This window comes from Streptomyces sp. 130 (genome assembly GCF_007096885.1).
In the GTDB taxonomy this organism is placed as follows: domain Bacteria; phylum Actinomycetota; class Actinomycetes; order Streptomycetales; family Streptomycetaceae; genus Streptomyces.
Window position 1 is genome coordinate 16,803 of sequence record NZ_VJNO01000014.1, and the last position, 17,683, is coordinate 34,485.

The 17,683-nt window shown below is 72.1% G+C and carries 20 protein-coding genes; 11 read left to right on the plus strand and 9 right to left on the minus strand.

Annotation, left to right across the window (positions count from 1 at the left end; genetic code table 11):
• Positions 1-59: 59 nt before the first annotated feature.
• Positions 60-224, minus strand: coding sequence for a hypothetical protein (locus FKN01_RS32530; protein ID WP_185992845.1), 165 nt, complete (start codon positions 222-224; stop codon positions 60-62).
• Positions 221-460, minus strand: a complete 240-nt coding sequence (locus FKN01_RS14495) for a hypothetical protein (RefSeq protein ID WP_143620379.1) — start codon at positions 458-460, stop codon at positions 221-223. Before FKN01_RS14495 ends, FKN01_RS32530 begins: the two co-directional genes overlap by 4 nt.
• A gap of 105 nt (positions 461-565) precedes the next feature.
• On the opposite strand from FKN01_RS14495, the gene FKN01_RS14500 reads away from it, so the two are divergent.
• The 4 genes from FKN01_RS14500 (at position 566) to FKN01_RS14515 (ending at position 2,610) form a co-directional block, all read left to right on the plus strand.
• Positions 566-1,402: a helix-turn-helix transcriptional regulator gene (locus tag FKN01_RS14500; protein WP_143620381.1), complete on the plus strand. Its 837-nt coding sequence runs from the start codon at positions 566-568 to the stop codon at positions 1,400-1,402.
• Complete coding sequence (locus FKN01_RS14505; RefSeq protein WP_143620383.1) at positions 1,399-1,608, plus strand: DUF397 domain-containing protein; 210 nt, start codon at positions 1,399-1,401, stop codon at positions 1,606-1,608. The genes FKN01_RS14500 and FKN01_RS14505 overlap by 4 nt, the downstream gene beginning before the upstream one ends.
• A 24-nt stretch (positions 1,609-1,632) precedes the next feature.
• On the plus strand, positions 1,633-1,854 hold the full coding sequence (locus tag FKN01_RS14510) for a DUF397 domain-containing protein (protein ID WP_143620385.1): 222 nt from the start codon (positions 1,633-1,635) through the stop codon (positions 1,852-1,854).
• Positions 1,855-1,956: 102 nt separating this feature from the next.
• A complete protein-coding gene (locus FKN01_RS14515) occupies positions 1,957-2,610 on the plus strand; it encodes a GNAT family N-acetyltransferase (RefSeq protein ID WP_143620387.1) in 654 nt (217 codons plus the stop codon).
• A gap of 36 nt (positions 2,611-2,646) precedes the next feature.
• On the opposite strand, the gene FKN01_RS14520 is transcribed toward FKN01_RS14515, so the two are convergent.
• Complete coding sequence (locus FKN01_RS14520) at positions 2,647-3,117, minus strand: MarR family winged helix-turn-helix transcriptional regulator (RefSeq protein ID WP_143620389.1); 471 nt, start codon at positions 3,115-3,117, stop codon at positions 2,647-2,649.
• A gap of 86 nt (positions 3,118-3,203) precedes the next feature.
• On the opposite strand from FKN01_RS14520, the gene FKN01_RS14525 reads away from it, so the two are divergent.
• Positions 3,204-4,130: a zinc-binding dehydrogenase gene (locus tag FKN01_RS14525; RefSeq protein WP_143620391.1), complete on the plus strand. Its 927-nt coding sequence runs from the start codon at positions 3,204-3,206 to the stop codon at positions 4,128-4,130.
• A 556-nt stretch (positions 4,131-4,686) separates the two neighbouring features.
• On the opposite strand, the gene FKN01_RS14535 is transcribed toward FKN01_RS14525, so the two are convergent.
• Positions 4,687-5,214: a hypothetical protein gene (locus FKN01_RS14535; RefSeq protein WP_143620393.1), complete on the minus strand. Its 528-nt coding sequence runs from the start codon at positions 5,212-5,214 to the stop codon at positions 4,687-4,689.
• A gap of 130 nt (positions 5,215-5,344) precedes the next feature.
• On the opposite strand from FKN01_RS14535, the gene FKN01_RS14540 reads away from it, so the two are divergent.
• Positions 5,345-6,151: an HAD family hydrolase gene (locus tag FKN01_RS14540; protein WP_143620395.1), complete on the plus strand. Its 807-nt coding sequence runs from the start codon at positions 5,345-5,347 to the stop codon at positions 6,149-6,151.
• Positions 6,152-6,154: 3 nt separating this feature from the next.
• Here the strand turns inward: FKN01_RS14540 and FKN01_RS14545 are convergent, their stop codons facing one another.
• The 5 genes from FKN01_RS14545 to FKN01_RS14565 all read right to left on the minus strand — a co-directional run bounded on the left by FKN01_RS14545 (position 6,155) and on the right by FKN01_RS14565 (position 11,463).
• On the minus strand, positions 6,155-6,748 hold the full coding sequence (locus tag FKN01_RS14545; RefSeq protein ID WP_143620397.1) for a TetR/AcrR family transcriptional regulator: 594 nt from the start codon (positions 6,746-6,748) through the stop codon (positions 6,155-6,157).
• Positions 6,749-6,940: 192 nt separating this feature from the next.
• Positions 6,941-7,942, minus strand: a complete 1,002-nt coding sequence (locus FKN01_RS14550) for an ABC transporter permease (protein WP_260696882.1) — start codon at positions 7,940-7,942, stop codon at positions 6,941-6,943.
• Positions 7,929-8,909: an ABC transporter ATP-binding protein gene (locus tag FKN01_RS14555; RefSeq protein WP_143620398.1), complete on the minus strand. Its 981-nt coding sequence runs from the start codon at positions 8,907-8,909 to the stop codon at positions 7,929-7,931. Before FKN01_RS14555 ends, FKN01_RS14550 begins: the two co-directional genes overlap by 14 nt.
• Positions 8,910-8,986: 77 nt before the next feature.
• Positions 8,987-10,213, minus strand: a complete 1,227-nt coding sequence (locus FKN01_RS14560) for a sigma-E factor regulatory protein RseB domain-containing protein (protein ID WP_143620400.1) — start codon at positions 10,211-10,213, stop codon at positions 8,987-8,989.
• A 239-nt stretch (positions 10,214-10,452) separates the two neighbouring features.
• Positions 10,453-11,463: a polyprenyl synthetase family protein gene (locus tag FKN01_RS14565; RefSeq protein WP_143620402.1), complete on the minus strand. Its 1,011-nt coding sequence runs from the start codon at positions 11,461-11,463 to the stop codon at positions 10,453-10,455.
• 156 nt (positions 11,464-11,619) lie between these two features.
• Here FKN01_RS14565 and FKN01_RS14570 point away from each other — a divergent pair, with 156 nt between their 5' ends.
• From FKN01_RS14570 to FKN01_RS14590, 5 genes are all read left to right on the plus strand, one after another.
• Positions 11,620-13,119 carry a peptide MFS transporter gene (locus FKN01_RS14570; RefSeq protein ID WP_143620404.1) on the plus strand — a complete coding sequence of 500 codons (1,500 nt, stop codon included), beginning with the start codon at positions 11,620-11,622 and terminating at the stop codon, positions 13,117-13,119.
• Between the two features lie 9 nt (positions 13,120-13,128).
• A complete protein-coding gene (locus FKN01_RS14575) occupies positions 13,129-15,123 on the plus strand; it encodes a CocE/NonD family hydrolase (protein ID WP_143620406.1) in 1,995 nt (664 codons plus the stop codon).
• Positions 15,124-15,238: 115 nt separating this feature from the next.
• Positions 15,239-16,471, plus strand: a complete 1,233-nt coding sequence (gene fahA, locus FKN01_RS14580; RefSeq protein WP_143620408.1) for a fumarylacetoacetase — start codon at positions 15,239-15,241, stop codon at positions 16,469-16,471.
• 165 nt (positions 16,472-16,636) lie between these two features.
• Positions 16,637-17,407: a GntR family transcriptional regulator gene (locus FKN01_RS14585; RefSeq protein WP_260696883.1), complete on the plus strand. Its 771-nt coding sequence runs from the start codon at positions 16,637-16,639 to the stop codon at positions 17,405-17,407.
• A 44-nt stretch (positions 17,408-17,451) separates the two neighbouring features.
• Entirely contained in the window at positions 17,452-17,679 is a 228-nt protein-coding gene (locus tag FKN01_RS14590) for a ferredoxin family protein (RefSeq protein WP_018101329.1), read from the plus strand.
• The last annotated feature ends 4 nt before the right edge of the window (positions 17,680-17,683 follow it).

A 17,683-nucleotide genomic window follows, 5' to 3' on the forward strand; every position in this document is an offset into this window, starting at 1 on the left:
CGTCACTCCGTCCACAGCGGGGACGGACGTCCACCGGCACAGCCCCTCCCGTCGCGAACTCATGTGCGCTTGCCGTGTTCCGCCGCCACGTGCCGCCTGCGCAGCACCCGGGCGTCCGTCTCCCGGCTCCCGTCCCGCTCGCTCCGGGCGACGGCCTCTTCGAGGTCGAACTCCTGGCACGTGCGGCACGGTTCGGGCTCCTCCGGGCCCTCCGGGGCGCTCACGCGACCTCGCCCCGGCTGCGGGCGTTCTCCCGGGCGGTGCGCGCCGCGAGCCGTTCGGCGGGGGTCGCGTCCCGGGTGTGCTCGGGCCGCACCTCCCACTCCGTACCGCCCTTCGGCGACCGGAGCGTCCAGTAGGGGCCGGCGACCCCCCGGAACTCCCCGACCAGCGGCTGATCCCACCGGCCGACGTCCACGACGATCGCCCCGATGGCCGGAACCTGCTCCTCTGCGGGCATAGCCGTTCCTCTCCGTAGTCATTCCACTACCAAGCGGACTCAGCGTGGCTTAGAGTCGGGGCCCGTTCAACGTGTCAGTTGAGAACGAAAGGTCGGTGACGCCCCTTGAACCGCAAGGAGTTAGAGCCCGACAGCAGTCCACAGGCCGCCTTCGGCGCACGTATCCGCAGCATGCGCGAGGCCCGGGGATGGAAGCAGGAGAACCTGGCCGAACACACGGGCTACTCCAGTACGCACATCTCGGCCGTGGAAACTGGTCGCAAGATGCCAACGCTCCGTTTTTCGCGCCAGGCTGACATCGCGTTCGGCATCCAGGAAACCGTTGACACGTTCGAGCGCGCGTGGCGCGAGATCCGGCACGGGTCGCTACTGGAGGGCTTCCCTCAGTACGTGGGCTACGAGGCCCGCGCCGTCGAACTCCGCCTGTACGAGATCGGGATCATCCCCGGCCTGCTCCAGACCCCGGAGTACGCGAGGGTGCTGGCCGAGAGCGCCGTGCAGCGCGGAGCGATCGCACGGGAGCAGGCCGACGAGCGCGTCACGGTCCTGACGGAACGGCAGGCGGCGCTCGTGCGCCCCAAACCGCCCATGCTCTTCGTCACCCTGGACGAGAGCTGCATCCGTCGCCCCGTGGGCGGTCCGGCCGTCATGAACGCCCAGCTGGATCGGCTGATTGAGTTCGCCGAGCTCCCCAACACCGTTCTTCAGATCGCTCCGTATGAGATGGGGGAACTGCGAACGTTCAACCTGCCTGTCACTCTCCTGACCCTTCCGGATCGCTCCGTGGTCTGCTACGCCGAGTCCCAGACCCAGGGCCATCTCGACCGCGAAAGCGCGTCAGTACTACCCGTGTTGACGGCCTACCATCAGCTACAGGCCATCGCGTTGTCCCAGAAGGCGTCCGTGGCCATGATCAGGCAATTACGAAAGGGCACATCGTGACGACCGAATCTCCTCGCTGGTACACGTCCTCGTACAGCGACAACGGCGGCCAGTGCGTCCAGGTCGCCACCAACCTCGCCGTCTCCACCGGCACGGTCCCCGTCCGCGACTCCAAGCGGCCGAGCGGCCCCGCCCTCGGTCTCCACGCCGACGTGTACGCCGCCTTCGTCGCGGGCATCAAGGACGGCAGGTTCGACACCGTCTGATCCACCCCTACGAAGGGAAGCCCCGTGGCGACAGAGACCCCCCGCTGGTACACCTCCTCGTACAGCGACAACGGCGGCGCCTGCGTCCAGGTCGCCACCAACCTCGTCGCCACCACCGGCACCATCCCCGTCCGGGACTCCAAGGTCCCGGACGGGCCCGCCCTCGCCCTCCACGCCGGAGCGTTCACCGCCTTCGTCGCGGGACTCAAGCGTGACGGGTTCAGCCCGGCCCGGGACCTGTCCTGAGCTGAGATCGCCCCCCTGCCCCCCTCCGTGGCGAGCCACGCCCTCATTGCGTAAGGTTCACTCGACGCGAGTAACTATTACAGCCCAGGGGGGCAGGCGGCGATGTCGGACATCGGGATCAGTGAGCTCGTGCGGATGTGGATCGACGGCTGGATCGAGTCCCGGGGCGCCTCCGACCCGGTCTGCGAGCCGTGGGGGTGGACGATCGACGTCGGGCAGCCCCGTCACGTCGCCCGGCACGTGGTGCCGGAGCCCACCGAGGCCGATGTGCGCAAGATCGTCGCCGGAACGAGCGCGCCCGGGACGTGGCTGAAGCTGTTCGCCGAGGACGAGGCGGTCCTGCCCTGGCTCGGGCCGGGCTGGCAGCGCGATGTCCCCGGTTACCTGATGACCCGCCCGCTGGCACCGGAGCCTCACGAGATACCGGCCGGCTACACGCTCACCAACTGGACCCGGGGCGGCGTCACCCGTGTGCTGGTCCGCACGCAGGCCGGGCACTTCGCCGCCCGTGGACAGATGGCCCAGGTGGGCAGCCATGCCGTGGCCGACCAGATCGAAACCGCCGCCGAGCACCGGCGCAAGGGCCTCGGCGGCCTGGTGATGCGTACGCTTCAGAGCTCCGCGTACGAAGCCGGCGCGCGGACCGGCCTCCTGGTCGGCACGCCCGAGGGCCAGGCGCTCTACTCCTCTCTGGGCTGGACCACCCGCTCCCCGATGGCCAGCCTCTGGTACGAGCCGTCGGAGGCCGCCCGCTGACCTACGCGGCACCGTTCCGATCCCCGTGCCGCGAGATCAGAGCGGTGTCTGGTCGAGTCCGCTGATCCGGCGCAGCATGTCCAGGAACCGGGCCCGCTCGTCCGGGTTCAGCGGAGCCAGCAGTTCCGCGTTGGCCCGGTCGCCCGCCGCCGTGCACTCCTCCAGGCGGCGGCGCCCCGCCGCCGTCACGCTCACCGCGTTCTTGCGGCGGTCCTTCGGGTCCGGGGCGCGGACGATCAGGGACTCCTCCTGAAGGTCGTTCAGGATGCCGACCAGGTCCTTTGGGTCGAGCGCGACCGCGCGGCCCAGGTCGGCCTGGGCGACCGGTTCCAGGTCCTCGGCCGCCGCGAGCACCACGTGGTGCCACATCTTCATGCCGTGCCCGGCCAGCGCATCCGCCACCAAGGACCGGCCGCGCGCCGCCGCCCGGCCCAGGAGCCAGCTCGGGAGCGGGCGGATGCGGCTCGGGGCCGTCGTGGCTGCTGCCTTGTCTGCCATGCCTCGCATCGTATCCAGGAATCGTTGGACTTCCCCACGACTTTGAGCTTACCGTTGGGATTCCCAACGAACCCGGTCGGTCGGAGGTCATCACCATGCGGCGCATTCGGTATGAACACAGCGGCGGGCCCGAGGTGTTGTTCGAGGAGGACGCGCCCGTTCCCGCGCCCGGCCCCGGCGAACTCCTCGTCAAGGTCCAGGCGGTCGGCGTCACCCTCCCAGTCGTGCGAAAAGTCCGCGAGAGCCGGGAGCCCATCCCGCTCGGCGGCGAGATCGCCGGGGAGGTGGCGGCGCTGGGGGACGGCGCGAGCGCGCACACCGTGGGCGACCGGGTCACCGGCCTCTGCTTCGGGCATGCGTACGCCGAGTACGCCCTGCTGAACCAGACGATGGCGTCCGCCATCCCCGCCGGGGCCACCGCCCAGGACGCCGTCGCGCTCGTCCGCAGCGGCGCCATCGCGCTCGGGGTCCTGGAGGCCGCCCGGCCCGAGAAGGGCGAGTCGGTCCTCGTCACGGCCGCCGCGAGCGGGGTCGGGCACCTGGCCCTCCAGCTCGCCCGGCTCCGGGGCGCGTCCCGGGTCGTGGCGGCCGTGGGCGATCCGGCGAAGGCGGACTTCGTGCGGTCGCTCGGGGCCGACGAGGTGGTGACGTACACCGACGAGAGCTGGGGCGAACCCTGCGACATCGTCCTGGACGCGGTCGGCGGCGATCTCCTCCCCCGGGCCGTCCGCGCACTCGCCCCCGGCGGCCGGCTCGTCGCCTACAGCTCGGGCGGCGGCACGATCGAGGCTTACGACCTCCTCGTCGGCGGCACGTCGGTCATCGGCTTCCAGGTGGCGCACATCGCCCGGACCCGGCCCGCGCTCTACGCCCAATGGATCGCCGAACTGTGGGCGCTGCACGCCGAGGGCAGCCTGCGCCCCGCCGTCCACGCGGCCCACCCGCTCGCCGACGCGGCCCTCGCGCACGCCGCGATCGAGAACAGGGCCAACCGGGGCAAGGTCGTCCTCGTGGTCCCGTGAGATCTCGCCGCACGCCGGCCGGTCGGCAAATCCGTTGCGGCGGAACAGGCGGACGCGGCACTACTCCGCCATGAGCAGAGACGCCGAGGTCATCGTGCTCGCCCGCCGGGCGCACGAAGCAATGGAACCCCTGACCAAGGACGATCCGGAACGAACGTGGCGGGGCCGCTTCGTTCCGATCGTGGGGCACTGGGACTACGGGATCGGGTGGCCCCCGGAACTGGACAAGGTACGTGCCCGCAAGGGCCTGCTCAGGCACCTGGAGTCGCTGCCGTGGCCGGATCCGCTGACGGTGCAGGTCCTTCTGCGCGACCAGGACGACGACTGCTTCGGGCTGTGGATGTTCCAGGAGGGCCGGCTCGTGGAGGTCGTCCTCCCGCGCACCGAGCGCTTCCACATGGCGGCACCGCCCGACGAGTACGTCGAACCCGACCCCGGCATGCTGCTGCGCACGGACGGGCACGAGTCCCTGCCCGAGCAGCCCCCGGAGGCGCTCCGTGACACCCGCCTGCCCTGGACTCACCGCGCGAGGAGGCCGACTCGCCGCCGAATCGCCCTACTCCGCGTGCTCCTTCAGGAACGCCCCCGCGTGCGCCGCCGCCTCCTCCTTCGTCGGGAACGCGCGCCCCGCGTCGTCCGTACCGTCGGCGCCCCGGCCCGACCAGCACCAGCCCCCCGGCACCTCGTCCCAGCTCAACTCGGCCCTCCCGCCGAACAGTTCCAGCGTGCTCCCCTCGCGCCGCTTCCCCACCGCGTCCGGCCACTTCTTGCGGGCGCCCTGCCGGGTGATCCCCCAGGCGGCACCCAGCCGTTCATAGCTCGCGCCGTACGAGCCGGCCGTCCGGGCGGCTATCGCGGTCAGCCGCCTGACCTCCTCGTCCACCACCTTCCACGCGGCCAGGACGGACAGCGACACCTCTACCGGCTCCGCCGCCCACATCCGGTCCGGCGGCAGCCCCGTCGCCCGCGCCCGGAGGGACGCGGCCACCGGATTCAGCGCCTCCAGCAGCGCCGCGTCCAGGGCCACCCGGTCCACGTCGTCCTGACCCGTCACCGCGCCCTCGATCTCCCCAGAGTTCTCCATGCCCGCAACTTTAGTTGTCGGAATGCGATTCGACAACCCTAGTTGTCCAACTTTTCGCCCCCTACCTCACGCCCCCGCCCCACCACAACTCCCGGCCGGACTCCCGAATACGGCGCCTACGCTTGCCACCATGCCCATCCCACCCGCATATGCCCTGGTCGCCACCGACCTCGACGGCACCCTGCTGCGCGGCGACGACACCGTCAGCCCCCGCACCCGCGCCTCGCTCGCCCTGGCCCGCGCGGCCGGTGCCCGCCACCTGGTCGTCACCGGGCGCCCCGTGCCCGGCGTGCGGGAGCTGCTGGACGGGCTCGGGTACGAGGGGCTGGCCGTCTGCGGGCAGGGCACGCAGGTCTACGACGCCGGGGCCCGGCGCACCGTCCGGGCCGTCACGCTCGACCGGGAGGCGGCCGGCACCGCGCTCGGGAAGATCGAGGCCCAGGTGGGCCAGGTCTTCGCCGCCGTCGACCAGGACGGGGCCGAGGGGCGCACCCTCATCGAGCCCGGCTACCGGCTGCCGCACGCCACGCTGCCCGCGCAGCGCACCCGGCACCGCGACGAGCTGTGGGCCGAGCCGGTGATCAAGGTGCTCATCCGGCACCCGGAGCTGAGCGACGAGGCGCTGACCGCCGAGGCCCGCGCGGTCGTCGGGGACCTCGCCACGGTGACGCACTCCGGACCGGGGACCGTCGAGCTCCAGCCGTACGGCATCGACAAGGGCGCCGGGATCGCGCTCGCCGCCGAGGAGCTGGGCGTGGACCCGCGCAGCGCGATCGCCTTCGGCGACATGCCCAACGACCTGCCGATGTTCCGCAGCTGCGGCTACGGCGTCGCCATGGGCAACGCCCACCCCGAGCTGCGCGCGGCGGCCGACGAGGTCACGCTGTCCAACGAGGAGGACGGGATAGCGGTCGTCCTGGAGCGCGTCTTCGGATGAGCCTCAGCGCTCGGGCGTGGCCCCCAGCGCCCGCAGCACATGGTCCACCAGCTTTCCGACGTCCTCCGCGTCCTGCATCGGCTTTCGCAGCACATGGCGGTAGTAGAGCGGCCCGTAGAGCATCTCCACCGCGAGGTCGAGATCCGCGTCCGGCGGGATCTGGCCCCGGTCCTGGGCGCTGCGCAGGCGGCCGACCGCCTCCTGGAAGCGGGGGTCGATGAGCTGTGTGCGAACCGTTTCAGCCAGTTGGTCGTCGTGGTGGAGCTCCGAGAGGATGCCCGCGTAGGCCGGGCCGAAGGGGGGTACGGCGAGGACGTTCACCGCGCCCGTCAGGTGGGTGCGCAGGTCCTTCGCGATGTCGCCGGTGTCCACGAACGGGGTCGCCGACACCAGCATCTCCGTGAAGGCTTCCAGCAGCACCGCGCTCTTCGACGGCCACCAGCGGTAGATCGTCTTCTTGCTCACGCCCGCCCGCGCCGCGATCGCCTCGACCGTGACCCGCCCGTAGCCCCGCTCCGTACAGAGGTCGAGGGCGGCTTGCAGGATCGCCCTGCGTGAGCTTTCGCTCCTGCGCAGTGAACTCGGCGGTGTGGTCATTCGGTGAGCATAGGACTGTTTGAGCCAAACGTTATTGACAGTGAGTCGCTACAAGTCGAACAATGCTTTCGCGGAAACGGAACGTACCGTGTCGGCTCGTTCCATCGGTTTCCGCGCCGTTCGTGCCGTTCGTGCCGCGACGAGCCGATCGGGGGACGGCTCGCCGGCCGACGGTACGGGCGCGACTCCCGGTCAGGCCGTGATGTCCTTCGTCGTGAACCGGGCCCAGGCCGCAGAGCCGAACACCGCCGCGTACAGCGCCTGGAGTTCGAGGTTCTTCAGCAGCTCGTCCCAGTAGACGGGCTCCCGCAGCAGGTCCGCGAAGGACAGCCAGTAGTGCGGGAAGAGGTAGGGATGGACCCCGCTCAGCTGGGGAATGGTGTCCACGATCTGGACCGTGATCAGCACCCCGACCGTCGCCGCCATGGCCGCGATCCCGCTGTTCGTCAGGGTCGAGATGAACAGCCCGAGTGCCGCGAAGCCGGTCAGGGACACCGCCACGAAGACCGCGACGACCCCCGCCCGCACCAGGCCCTCGCCGAAGCCGATCGTCGTCCCCGAGATCGTCGTGACGTCACCCACCGGGAACAGCAGCGCCCCCACGGCCAGTGCGGACGCGGCGACGACGAGCGTCGCGACCAGGCAGAAGCCGAGCGTGGCGGCGTACTTGGCGAGCAGCAGCCGGGTCCGTCCGGCCGGGGCGACCAGCAGATAGCGCAGGGTCCCCGCGCCGGCCTCGCCCGCGACCGCGTCGCCCGCGATGACGCCGACCGCCATGGGCAGGAAGACGGGGAGCGTCGCGGCGAGCGCGGCGAAGACCAGGAAGAGCCCGTTGTTGGTCACCTGGGACAGGAACGCGGGCCCGCCCGCACCGCCGCCCGCCCCCGCCGGGGAACCGTCCGCCGTCTCGATGCGCACGGCGATCCCGATCAGGACCGGAACGGCGGCCAGCACCCCGAGCAGCGCGAGGGTGCGCCAGCGGCGCAGGGTGGTGACGAACTCCGAGCGGAGGATGCCGAAGGTCCACAGGGGGCTGCGGGCGGCGTCCGTGCGGGCGGGCCCCTCGGCTCCCGGACGGACGGCCCCTTCGCGAGCGGCCCCTTCCCGAACGGCCCCTTCGCGGACGACTTCTTCGCGGACGGCCTCCGCGGCCGGCTTCCCGGCGGCCCCGGCCGCCCCCTCAGCTCGCGACATCGAATCCCTCTCCCGTCAGCGCCACGAACGCGTCCTCCAGCGAAGCCCGTTCCACGCCGAACGCGCGCACCCGGACGCCCGCCCGCACCAGCGCCGCGTTGAGATCGGCCGGTTCCACCGTGCCCGGCGGGGCGTCGGCCAGGACCCGGTCGCCGTCCACCGTGATCCCCGTGACGCCCTGCTCCTTCAGCACCCGCGCCGCGTCCGCCGCATCCGGTGTGGTGACGGCCAGCCGGCCGCCCGTGGCCAGGCCCGCGACCGGGCCCTGGGTGAGGAGGCGGCCCCGGGCCATCACCGCCGCGTGCGAGCAGACCTGCTCGATCTCGTCCAGGAGATGGGAGGACAGGAAGACCGTGGTGCCGTCCGCCGCCACCTCCCGGACCAGGGCGCGGATCTCGCGCATGCCCTGCGGGTCCAGGCCGTTGGTCGGCTCGTCCAGGACCAGCAGCCGGCGCGGCCGGAGCAGGGCGGCGGCGAGGCCGAGGCGCTGTTTCATGCCCAGCGAGTACGCCCGGGCCTTCTTGCCGGCCGCCGGGGCGAGCCCGACCCGCTCCAGCGCGTCGCCGACCCGGGCGGTGCGGGTGCGCGGATCGGCGGTGGGGTCGGCCCGGTCGAACCGCAGGAGGTTGTCCCGGCCGCTCAGGAACCCGTACAGCGCGGGCCCCTCGATCAGCGCGCCGACCTCGGGGAGCACGGTGCGCGAGGCGTCCGGCATGGGGCGGCCGAGGACGCTCGCGGTGCCGGAGGTCGGCGCGATGAGGCCCATGAGCATCCGGATGGTGGTGGTCTTGCCGGAGCCGTTGGGCCCGAGGAAGCCGAAGACGCTGCCGGCCGGGACGGTGAGGTCCAGCCCGTCCACGGCGAGCTGGCCGCCCCGGTAGCGCTTGGTCAGCCCGCGCGTCTCGATGACGGGTGCGGTGCCGGGTGCTCCGGGCCGCCCGATGGGCTCGGCGTCGGGCCCTGCCATGCGTGCTCCCCACTGGGTCGGGCGGGCGCGCCCCGCCCCGCCGCGCGCGGAGCCCGGCGGGGCGGGGCGGAGGGACGTCAGCCCGCGTTCGCGGCGGCGACCAGCGCGTCCTTGGTGACCGCGCCCACGTAGACGCGGCCGTCGTCCGTCATCAGCGCGTTGATCAGGCGGGTCTTGAAGACCGTGCCCGAGCCGAACTTCCCGCTGACCTTGTCGCCGAGCGCGTCCAGGAACTGCTGGGCCTGGGCCGGGACGTCCTTCGACGCCTCCGAGGGCAGGGCCGCGCCGCCGGGGGTCTTGAACTCGGCGATGCTGTTCCAGCCCTTGCCGATGATCTCCGGAGCGGCGGCGCCCTGCGCGTCCTCGAACTCGGGCAGGTCGCCCAGCGGCTTCTCGTGGGCCTTCGCGTCGTCGGCCTCGGTGACCTTCGCGCCCTTGGGCGGGGTGAAGGAGAACGAGGACGCGGCGGGCTTCCCGAAGTCGACCGAGGTGAAACCGGCGTCCACGACGGCCTTGCCGCCGCTGCTGGGCTGGAGCGTGAACTTCAGCGGCACGCCGTTCTCCGCGTCCACGGCGATGGTGACCGAGCCGACCGTGGAGCCCTTCTGCTCGGGCTTCAGGACCAGGCGGTACGCGTCGCGCCCGGCGATCCGCGCGGTGCCGTCCACCGTGACGGACGTGGTGCCGTCGGCGGCCTTCAGCGCCTCCTCGGCGAGCTCCTTCGGCGTGGACGGGACGCCCTCGGGGGCGGCCCGGTCCTTGCCGTGGGGGGCCTCGCCCCGGCCCTCGGCGTGATAGACCGCGTTGGAGCCGCTGTCGTAGGCCCAGACCTCGTCGCCGTTGTGGATGAGGCTGTACTCGGACGCCTGGTCCAGGACGGACAGGCGCTGCCTGTCGGGGCCGTCGGCGGCCACCCGGAGGGTGTGCGTGCCGGAGGCCAGCTCGGTGAGCCTGCTCTGCGGATCGGCGCTCGACGCGCCCTTCCCGCCCTCGCCGCCCTCGGCCGCGCCGGACAGGAAGGAGCCGGCCAGACCGCCCATGGACGGGATGCCGAGGTCCGTGCTGATCTTCACCGTGCCGGAGAACTGCTCGGTGTCCGAGGCGGCGATCTTCTCGATGAGTTCCTGAGCGGTGATCTTCGGCAGATCGGGGTCGCCCGAGCTGGCGAGCGCCGGGACCAGGCCGATCGTCGCCGCCGCCGCCCCCGCCACCGCGACGGGGACGATGTAGCGCGCGGCCCTGCGGCGGCCGGCGGGCCCCCGGACGGCCGTGCCGTTGGTCTCCGCGCTGTCGTTCGGTGCCATGTGTGCCCTACCTCCGTGGTCGGCGGCTTCCGTCGGGATGCACTGGTCCACTCCGTGCCGCCATTCTCGCCCGTTTCGGTCAGGAGTGGTTGTTCTCCATCTGACCAAATCGGGCGGCCCGAAGCGTCAGCCCCCGGGAGCAACCTCGTATACCTCTTCGGTATGACGGCGGAGGGCCATTCCTCCGCCGACCAGTAGGGGTTGGGCCCTCACTCACGGGCGGTGGGTCCCCGGGCCCGTCAGCCGGCGCGGTGGACCACCGCGTCGCACATCTCCTCCAGGGCGAGCTTCGCGTAGCACTCGGGCAGCGGCTTCAGCACGGCCCGCGCCTCCTGGGCGTACCGGACGGTGTCGCGGCGGGCCTGCGCCAGCGCCGGGTGGGCGCGCAGCAGGCGCAGGGCCTCCGCGAGCCGGTCCGGGTCGCCGAGGTCGCCGTCGAGCAGTTCCACGAGGGCCAGGTCGTCCGGCTTGCCGTCCGCCGCGGCCTGCGCCCTGAGGTGGAGGACGGGGAGGGTCGGGATGCCCTCCAGGAGGTCCGTGCCGGGGGTCTTGCCGGACTCGTGGGAGTCCGAGGCGATGTCCAGGACGTCGTCGGCGAGCTGGAAGGCCACGCCGAGCCGTTCACCGTACTGGGTGAGGATGTCCACCGTGGACTCGTCGGCGCCGGCCATCATCGCGCCGAACCGGCAGGCGACGGCGATCAGGGAGCCGGTCTTGCCGCGCATCACTTCGAGGTAGTGATCGACCGGGTCGCGGCCGTCGCGCGGGCCCGCGGTCTCCAGGATCTGGCCGGTGACCAGGCGCTCGAACGCCTCCGCCTGGATGCGGACGGCCTCCGGGCCGAGGTCGGCCAGGATGTGCGAGGCGCGCGCGAAGAGGAAGTCGCCGGTCAGCACGGCGACCGAGTTGCCCCAGCGGGAATTGGCGCTGTCGACGCCGCGCCGCACATCGGCCTCGTCCATGACGTCGTCGTGGTAGAGCGTCGCCAGGTGGGTCAGCTCGACCACCACCGCCGCGGGCACCACGCCCGGCGCGTCGGCGTCGCCGAACTGGGCGGCGAGCATCGCCAGCAGCGGCCGGAACCGCTTGCCGCCCGCGCGCACCAGGTGCTGGGCGGCCTCTGTGATGAACGGCACGTCGCTCTTGGTGGCATCGAGCAGCCCCGACTCGACAGCAGCCAAACCGGCCTGGACACCGGCCTCAAGAGCCTGGTCCCGCACGCTCAGTCCGAACGGCCCGACGACGGTCACGAGGGGATCTCCTGTCTGCTGACGATCACACGGAATGCCGATGTGTCGTTGTCACCACTCAAGTCAGCGTATCCGGTCCCCTTTGGATCACCGTGGGCGCCTTCCCGCCACCGCCGGTATGTTCGGGATCAGCTCATACGATCAGGAGTTGCCGTTTTGTCCCACGCAGCAGCAGACACCGAACCGGCGCAGCCGCCCCCGGCCGACGACCACGCCTTCTTCGGCCAGCCACGGGGTCTGATGACCCTGTCCGGCCTGGAGGTCTGGGAGCGCTTCTCGTTCCTGGGCATGCAGGCGATCCTGGTCCTCTATTTCGCGGACACGGTCGCCCACGGCGGCATGGGCATGGAGGCCGGAACCGCCGCCTCCGTCTCCGCCGCGTACGGCACGCTCGTCTATCTGGTGTCCGTGGCGGGCGGCTGGCTGGCCGACCGCATCCTGGGCTCGTACCGGGCGGTGCTGTACGGCGGCATCCTGATCGCCTGCGGGCATTACGCCATGGCGGTGCCCACCGACGCGATGACCTGGGTCGGCCTCGGTCTGATCAGCGCCGGTACGGGGCTGCTGAAGCCCAATGTGGCGACGATGGTCGGCAAGCTCTACCGCACGGACGACGAGCGCCGGGACGCGGGCTTCGCCCTCTATTACATGGGCATCAACATCGGCGCGTTCCTGGGACCGCTGATCACCGGCTGGCTCGGTGACCACGCGAGCTGGCACTGGGGCTTCTCGGCCGCCGCCTTCGGCATGACGCTGGGCCTCATCCAGTACGTGGCGGGCCGCCGTCACCTGGCCGGGCGAAAGCACGCCGCCGAATACGCGCTGGCCCCCGGCCCCATGCGCCGGGCGGTCCTGCTGATCGTCGTCGGGGCCGTGGTGGTGGCGGCCGTCGCGACCGCGCTGGCCCTGGCGGGCTGGCTGACCATGGACCGGTTCGTGGACGTGCTCACCCTCATCTCGGTGATCGCGCCCGTCGTCTACTTCGTGGTGATGTTCCGCAGCCCCCGGGTCACCGCCGAGGAGCGCGGCAGGCTGCGTCCGTACGTGGTGCTGTTCCTGGCGTCCGTGGTGTTCAACTTCATCCTCTTCCAGGCGTACTCGACGATGATGCTGCTCGCGTCGACCAACGCCCGTACGGAGATCTTCGGCTTCCACTTCCCGGCGAGCTGGTACGCCTCCGCGCTCGGCGCCTTCGAGGTGCTGCTCGCCCCGGTGGTCGCGGCCGTCTGGGCGAAGATGGGGCCCCGTCAGCCGCACGCGTCCAACAAGATCGCGATCGGCGTCATCCTCGGCGGCCTCTCGTTCCTGCTGATGGTCCTGCCCACCTCCGGGCACACCGGCGACACGTACAAGATGGCCGCCTGGTGGATCGTCGGCTCCTATCTGCTGCTCGGGCTCGGCGACATCCTGCTGGAGACCTCCGGCATGTCGGCGACGACCAAGCTCGCCCCGCAGGCGTTCGCCAGCCAGACCATGGCCCTCTGGTTCCTCTCGCTGGCCCTCGCCAACGGCATCCAGGCCCAGATCGTGAAGCTGTACGGCGAGGTGTCCAACCCCGCCTATTTCGGTGTCAACGGCGCCGTGGCGGTGGCGGCCGGTGTGGCCGTCATCGCCGCCGCCCCCTGGCTCAGGCGCACGATGCACCCCGTCCACTGAGGTACGTCCATGCACATCCAGACCGCGTTCCCCTACGAGACGACCCGCGAGGACCTCTACATCCCGCTCGCGGACGGCACCCAGCTGTACGCCCGGATCTGGCGGCCGGTCACGGACGAACCCGTGCCCGCGCTGCTGGAGTACCTGCCGTACCGGCTGAGCGACTGGACCGCGCCGCGCGACTGGCAGCGCCACCCCTGGTACGCCGGACACGGCTACGCCTCCGTCCGGGTGGACGTGCGCGGCCACGGCAACAGCGAGGGCATGCCGGGCGACGAGTACGACGCGACGGAGCTGGCGGACGGGGTCGCCGTCGTCCACTGGCTGGCCCAGCAGGAATGGTGCTCGGGGCGGGTCGGCATGTTCGGGATCTCCTGGGGCGGCTTCAACTCGCTCCAGATCGCCGCACTGGCCCCGGAGCCGCTGAAGGCGATCGTCACGGTCTGCTCGGCGGACGACCGCTACGACAACGACGTCCACTACATGGGCGGCTCGGTCCTCGCCGTGGACATGCACGCCTGGGCGGCGACCATGCTCGCCTTCGTCTGCCGGCCGCCCGACCCGGCGGACGTCGGCGACGACTGGCGGCAGATGTGGCTGGACCGGCTCGAAGCCGTGGACCCCTTCATCCACACCTGGCTCTCCCACCAGACCCGCGACGCCTACTGGAAGCACGGCAGCGTCTGCGAGGACTACTCCGCGATCAAGGCGAACGTCCTCGCGGTCGGCGGCTGGCACGACCCGTACCGGGACACCGTCCTGCGGCTGGTCGAGCACCTGGACCCGGCGAAGGTGCGCGGGATCATCGGCCCCTGGTCGCACCAGTACCCCGACCGGGGGCTGCCGCCCGGACCGGGCATCGGCTTCCTCCAGGAGACCCTGCGCTGGTGGGACCAGCACCTGAAGGACGAGGACACCGGGGTGATGGCCGAGCCGCTGCTGCGGTCCTGGATCAGCGAGTCGCACCGGCCCGCCACGGTGTACGAGACGCTGCCCGGCCGCTGGGTCGGCGAGACCAGCTGGCCCTCGGAGAACGTCACCCCGGTCGCGTACGCCCTCCAGGGCGGGCCGCAGACCGTCCGCTCACCGCAGCAGACCGGGCTGGACGCCGGGCGGTTCTTCCCCTTCGGCAACGACGCCGACCTGCCGCCGGACCAGCGCGACGAGGACGCCAAGTCGGTCTGCTTCGAATTCCCGGTGGCCGACGCGCCGATCGAGATCCTGGGCCGCCCCCGGGTGAAGCTGCGCATCAGGATGGACGTGCCGCGCGGCCAGGCCATCGCCCGGCTCTGCGACGTCGCGCCCGACGGCTCCTCCACCCTCGTCACGCGCGGCGCGCTCAACCTCGCCGCCCGGAACGGCCGCGACCGCACCGAGGACTGGACCCCCGGCGCCACCGAGGACGTGACCTTCGAGCTGAACGGCATCGGGCACACCTTCCCGCCCGGCCACCGCATCCGGCTCGCCGTCTCGTCCTCGTACTGGCCCTGGATCTGGCCGCAGGCGGGCTCGGCCGGCTTCACCCTGGAGGCGGACGGCAGCCTCGTCGAGCTCCCGGTGCGGCGGCACACCGAGGGCCCCGCCATCCGCTTCGAGGAGCCCGAGCAGTCGGAACCGCTGGGCGTGGTCCACCCGGAGACGCTGGACGCGCCGCGCCCCGAACGGCTCGTCGTCCGCGATGTCGCCAAGGGCGAATGGCGCCTCGAGGTGGACCCGCGCTACGGCGGCACGCGCGTCTACCCGGACGGGCTGGAATTCACCGAGGACGCGGTGGAGACGTACACCGTCCAGGAGGGCGACCCGCTCTCCGCGCGGACCCGGTCCGACTGGACGATCCGGCTGCACCGGCCGGAGATGGCCTGGGACGTGCAGATCGACACCCGCTCCGAGATCACCGCCGACGCGGACGCCTTCCACACCGTCAACGAGGTCGTGTGCACCGAGGGCGGCGAGGTCGTCTTCCACCGGACCTGGGAGAAGAGCATCCCGCGAACCTCCGGGTGACACCGCATGTGAGGCGTACTTTCCGGGGCATTGGGGATGGTTGGGGCACTGCCGCCCGGCAGTCCTCCCGACGTAACGTTGTCCCCAAGCGACCCGGAAAGCGAGGCAGCGACCGATGCCCGAGCAGAGCAGTCCGCTCGATGTGGCCGAGGGCGACCCCTTCGGCCCGCACAACCTTCCGTACGGCGTGTTCTCCACCCCCGACCGCCCGGACGAGCGGCGCGTCGGCGTCCGCATCGGCGACCACGTCCTGGACGCCGGGGCCGCCGCGCTCGCCCTCGGTTCGCCGTACGCCCGGCTGCTGGCCCAGCCCGACCTGACGGCCCTGCTCGCGGCCGGGCGCACCGCCTGGCGCGATGTGCGCCGGGCGCTGACCGCGTGGGTCACGGTCCCCGCGCACCGCGCGGACATGGAGCCGCTGCTGCACCCGCTGGACGCGGTCACCATGCATCTGCCCTACCAGGTCGCGGACTACGTCGACTTCTACGCGAGCGAGCACCACGCGACCAACGTGGGCCAGATCTTCCGGCCCGACGCGGACGCGCCGCTCACCCCCAACTGGAAGCACCTGCCGATCGGTTACCACGGCCGCGCCGGGACCGTCGTGGTCTCCGGCACCGATGTGGTCCGCCCGGCGGGCCAGCGCAAGGCACCGGGCGACCCGGCGCCCGTCTTCGGCCCGTCCGTGAAGCTGGACATCGAGGCGGAGGTCGGCTTCGTCGTCGGCACCCCGTCCGAGCAGGGCAGGCCCGTCGCCCTCACGGACTTCCGCGAGCACGTCTTCGGGCTCTCGCTGCTCAACGACTGGTCGGCGCGCGACATCCAGGCCTGGGAGTACGTCCCGCTCGGCCCGTTCCTCGGCAAGTCCTTCGCGACCTCTGTCTCCGCCTGGGTCACCCCGCTGGAGGCCCTGGACGCCGCCCGCACCGCCCCGCCCGCCCGCGACCTCCCCCTCCTCCCCTATCTGGACGACGCGGACGAGGACGAGCCCGGCGGCTACGACCTGCGGATCTCCGTCGCGATCAACGGGCAGGTCGTCGCGGAGCCGCCGTTCTCCACGATGTACTGGACGGCCGCCCAGCAGCTCGCCCAGATGACGGTCAACGGCGCCTCGCTGCGCACCGGCGACCTCTTCGCCTCGGGCACGGTCAGCGGCGCCGAGCCGTCCCAGCGCGGCTGCCTCCTCGAACTCACCTGGAACGGCCGCGACCCCCTGGAACTCCCCGACGGCAAGCGGACCTTCCTGGAGGACGGCGACACGGTGACGATCACCGCCTGGGCCCCGGGCCCGGACGGCACGCGGGTGGGCCTGGGCGAGGTCTCGGGGCGGGTCGTGCCGACGGCCTGACCCGGGCGGGGACGGCCGGGCGCCGTCCGCATGGCGGACCCGCAGGTGGCGGATCTTCCCCGGCCGCCCGCGTCACCGCAGGTCACGGGCGTCCCGCCGGGGCCCGTTGATGGCGCAACACTGCGGCAACACCAACTCCCGTACCCCGTCGGTATGGTCCACCGCATGCCAGCCGAACGCACCCGCGAGCACACCGTGCCCGTCGCCGCCGCCCGCCGGCGCCGGCTGCGTGCGGACGGCGCCCGGCTCCTCGCCGACCTGCTGCGCCACCAGGTGCGCACGGGCGCGTTCCCCGGCGGTGTCCTGCCGTACGAGGACACCATCGGGCGCGACTACCGCGTCTCGCGGAACACCGTGCGCCAGGCCCTCGACCTGCTGCGCGGCGAGGGCGTGGTCGAGCGGCAGCCGGGCGTCGGCACGGTCGTCGTCGCCGAGAAGTACCCGCACGCGCTCGACCGGCTCCGGGGTCTGGCGGAGACCCTGCGCGAGCACGGCCGGGTCACCAACGAGGTCCGTACCGTCGGGCCCGTCCCCGCCCCGGCCCCGGCCGCCCGGCGGCTCGGGCTCGCCGAGCACACCGACGTGCTCTACATCGAGCGCCGCCGCCTGCTGAACGGGCTGCCGCTCTCCCTCGACCTCACCTACGTCCCGATGGACGTCGGCGCCGGGCTGCTCGGCGCCGACCTGGAGAACACCGACGTGTTCCGGCTGCTGGAGTCCCTGACCGGGCAGCGGCTGGGCGACGCCGACATCACCCTGGAGGCCGTCAACGCCGACGCGCACTCCGCCGCCGTCCTGGAGGTCCCGCGCGGCTCCGCCGTCCTGATGCTGGAGCGGCTGACCAGGCTCGCCGACGGCCGGCCCGTGGACCTGGAGTTCATCCGCTTCCGCGGCGACCGCATCAGCATGAACGGCGTGCTGCAACGGGCCTGTTGAGCCTCCTGCCGGCCCCCTTCGACACCCTTCCCTGGAGCCCCGCCATGCCTCTGGCGCCCCAGCGGGCCGACGTGCCCGTGACCATCGACGAGTCCAAGTGCATCGACGGATGCACCCTGTGCGTCGACATGTGCCCGCTCGACTCCCTGGCCATCCACCAGGACAGCGGCAAGGCCTACATGCACGTGGACGAGTGCTGGTACTGCGGCCCGTGCGCCGCCCGCTGCCCCACCGGGGCGGTCACCGTCAACATGCCCTATCTCCTGCGCTGAAAGG

Excerpts from the sequence above, each read along its gene's own strand:
- FKN01_RS14495 (WP_143620379.1), bottom strand. The coding sequence starts at position 460 with ATGCCCGCAGAGGAGCAGGTTCCGGCCATCGGGGCGATCGTCGTGGAC.
- FKN01_RS14515 (WP_143620387.1), top strand. The coding sequence starts at position 1,957 with ATGTCGGACATCGGGATCAGTGAGCTCGTGCGGATGTGGATCGACGGC.
- FKN01_RS14520 (WP_143620389.1), bottom strand. The coding sequence starts at position 3,117 with ATGCGAGGCATGGCAGACAAGGCAGCAGCCACGACGGCCCCGAGCCGC.
- FKN01_RS14525 (WP_143620391.1), top strand. The coding sequence starts at position 3,204 with ATGCGGCGCATTCGGTATGAACACAGCGGCGGGCCCGAGGTGTTGTTC.
- FKN01_RS14535 (WP_143620393.1), bottom strand. The coding sequence starts at position 5,214 with ATGGAGAACTCTGGGGAGATCGAGGGCGCGGTGACGGGTCAGGACGAC.
- FKN01_RS14540 (WP_143620395.1), top strand. The coding sequence starts at position 5,345 with ATGCCCATCCCACCCGCATATGCCCTGGTCGCCACCGACCTCGACGGC.
- FKN01_RS14545 (WP_143620397.1), bottom strand. The coding sequence starts at position 6,748 with ATGACCACACCGCCGAGTTCACTGCGCAGGAGCGAAAGCTCACGCAGG.
- FKN01_RS14550 (WP_260696882.1), bottom strand. The coding sequence starts at position 7,942 with ATGTCGCGAGCTGAGGGGGCGGCCGGGGCCGCCGGGAAGCCGGCCGCG.
- FKN01_RS14555 (WP_143620398.1), bottom strand. The coding sequence starts at position 8,909 with ATGGCAGGGCCCGACGCCGAGCCCATCGGGCGGCCCGGAGCACCCGGC.
- FKN01_RS14560 (WP_143620400.1), bottom strand. The coding sequence starts at position 10,213 with ATGGCACCGAACGACAGCGCGGAGACCAACGGCACGGCCGTCCGGGGG.
- FKN01_RS14575 (WP_143620406.1), top strand. The coding sequence starts at position 13,129 with ATGCACATCCAGACCGCGTTCCCCTACGAGACGACCCGCGAGGACCTC.
- fahA (WP_143620408.1), top strand. The coding sequence starts at position 15,239 with ATGCCCGAGCAGAGCAGTCCGCTCGATGTGGCCGAGGGCGACCCCTTC.
- FKN01_RS14585 (WP_260696883.1), top strand. The coding sequence starts at position 16,637 with ATGCCAGCCGAACGCACCCGCGAGCACACCGTGCCCGTCGCCGCCGCC.
- FKN01_RS14590 (WP_018101329.1), top strand. The coding sequence starts at position 17,452 with ATGCCTCTGGCGCCCCAGCGGGCCGACGTGCCCGTGACCATCGACGAG.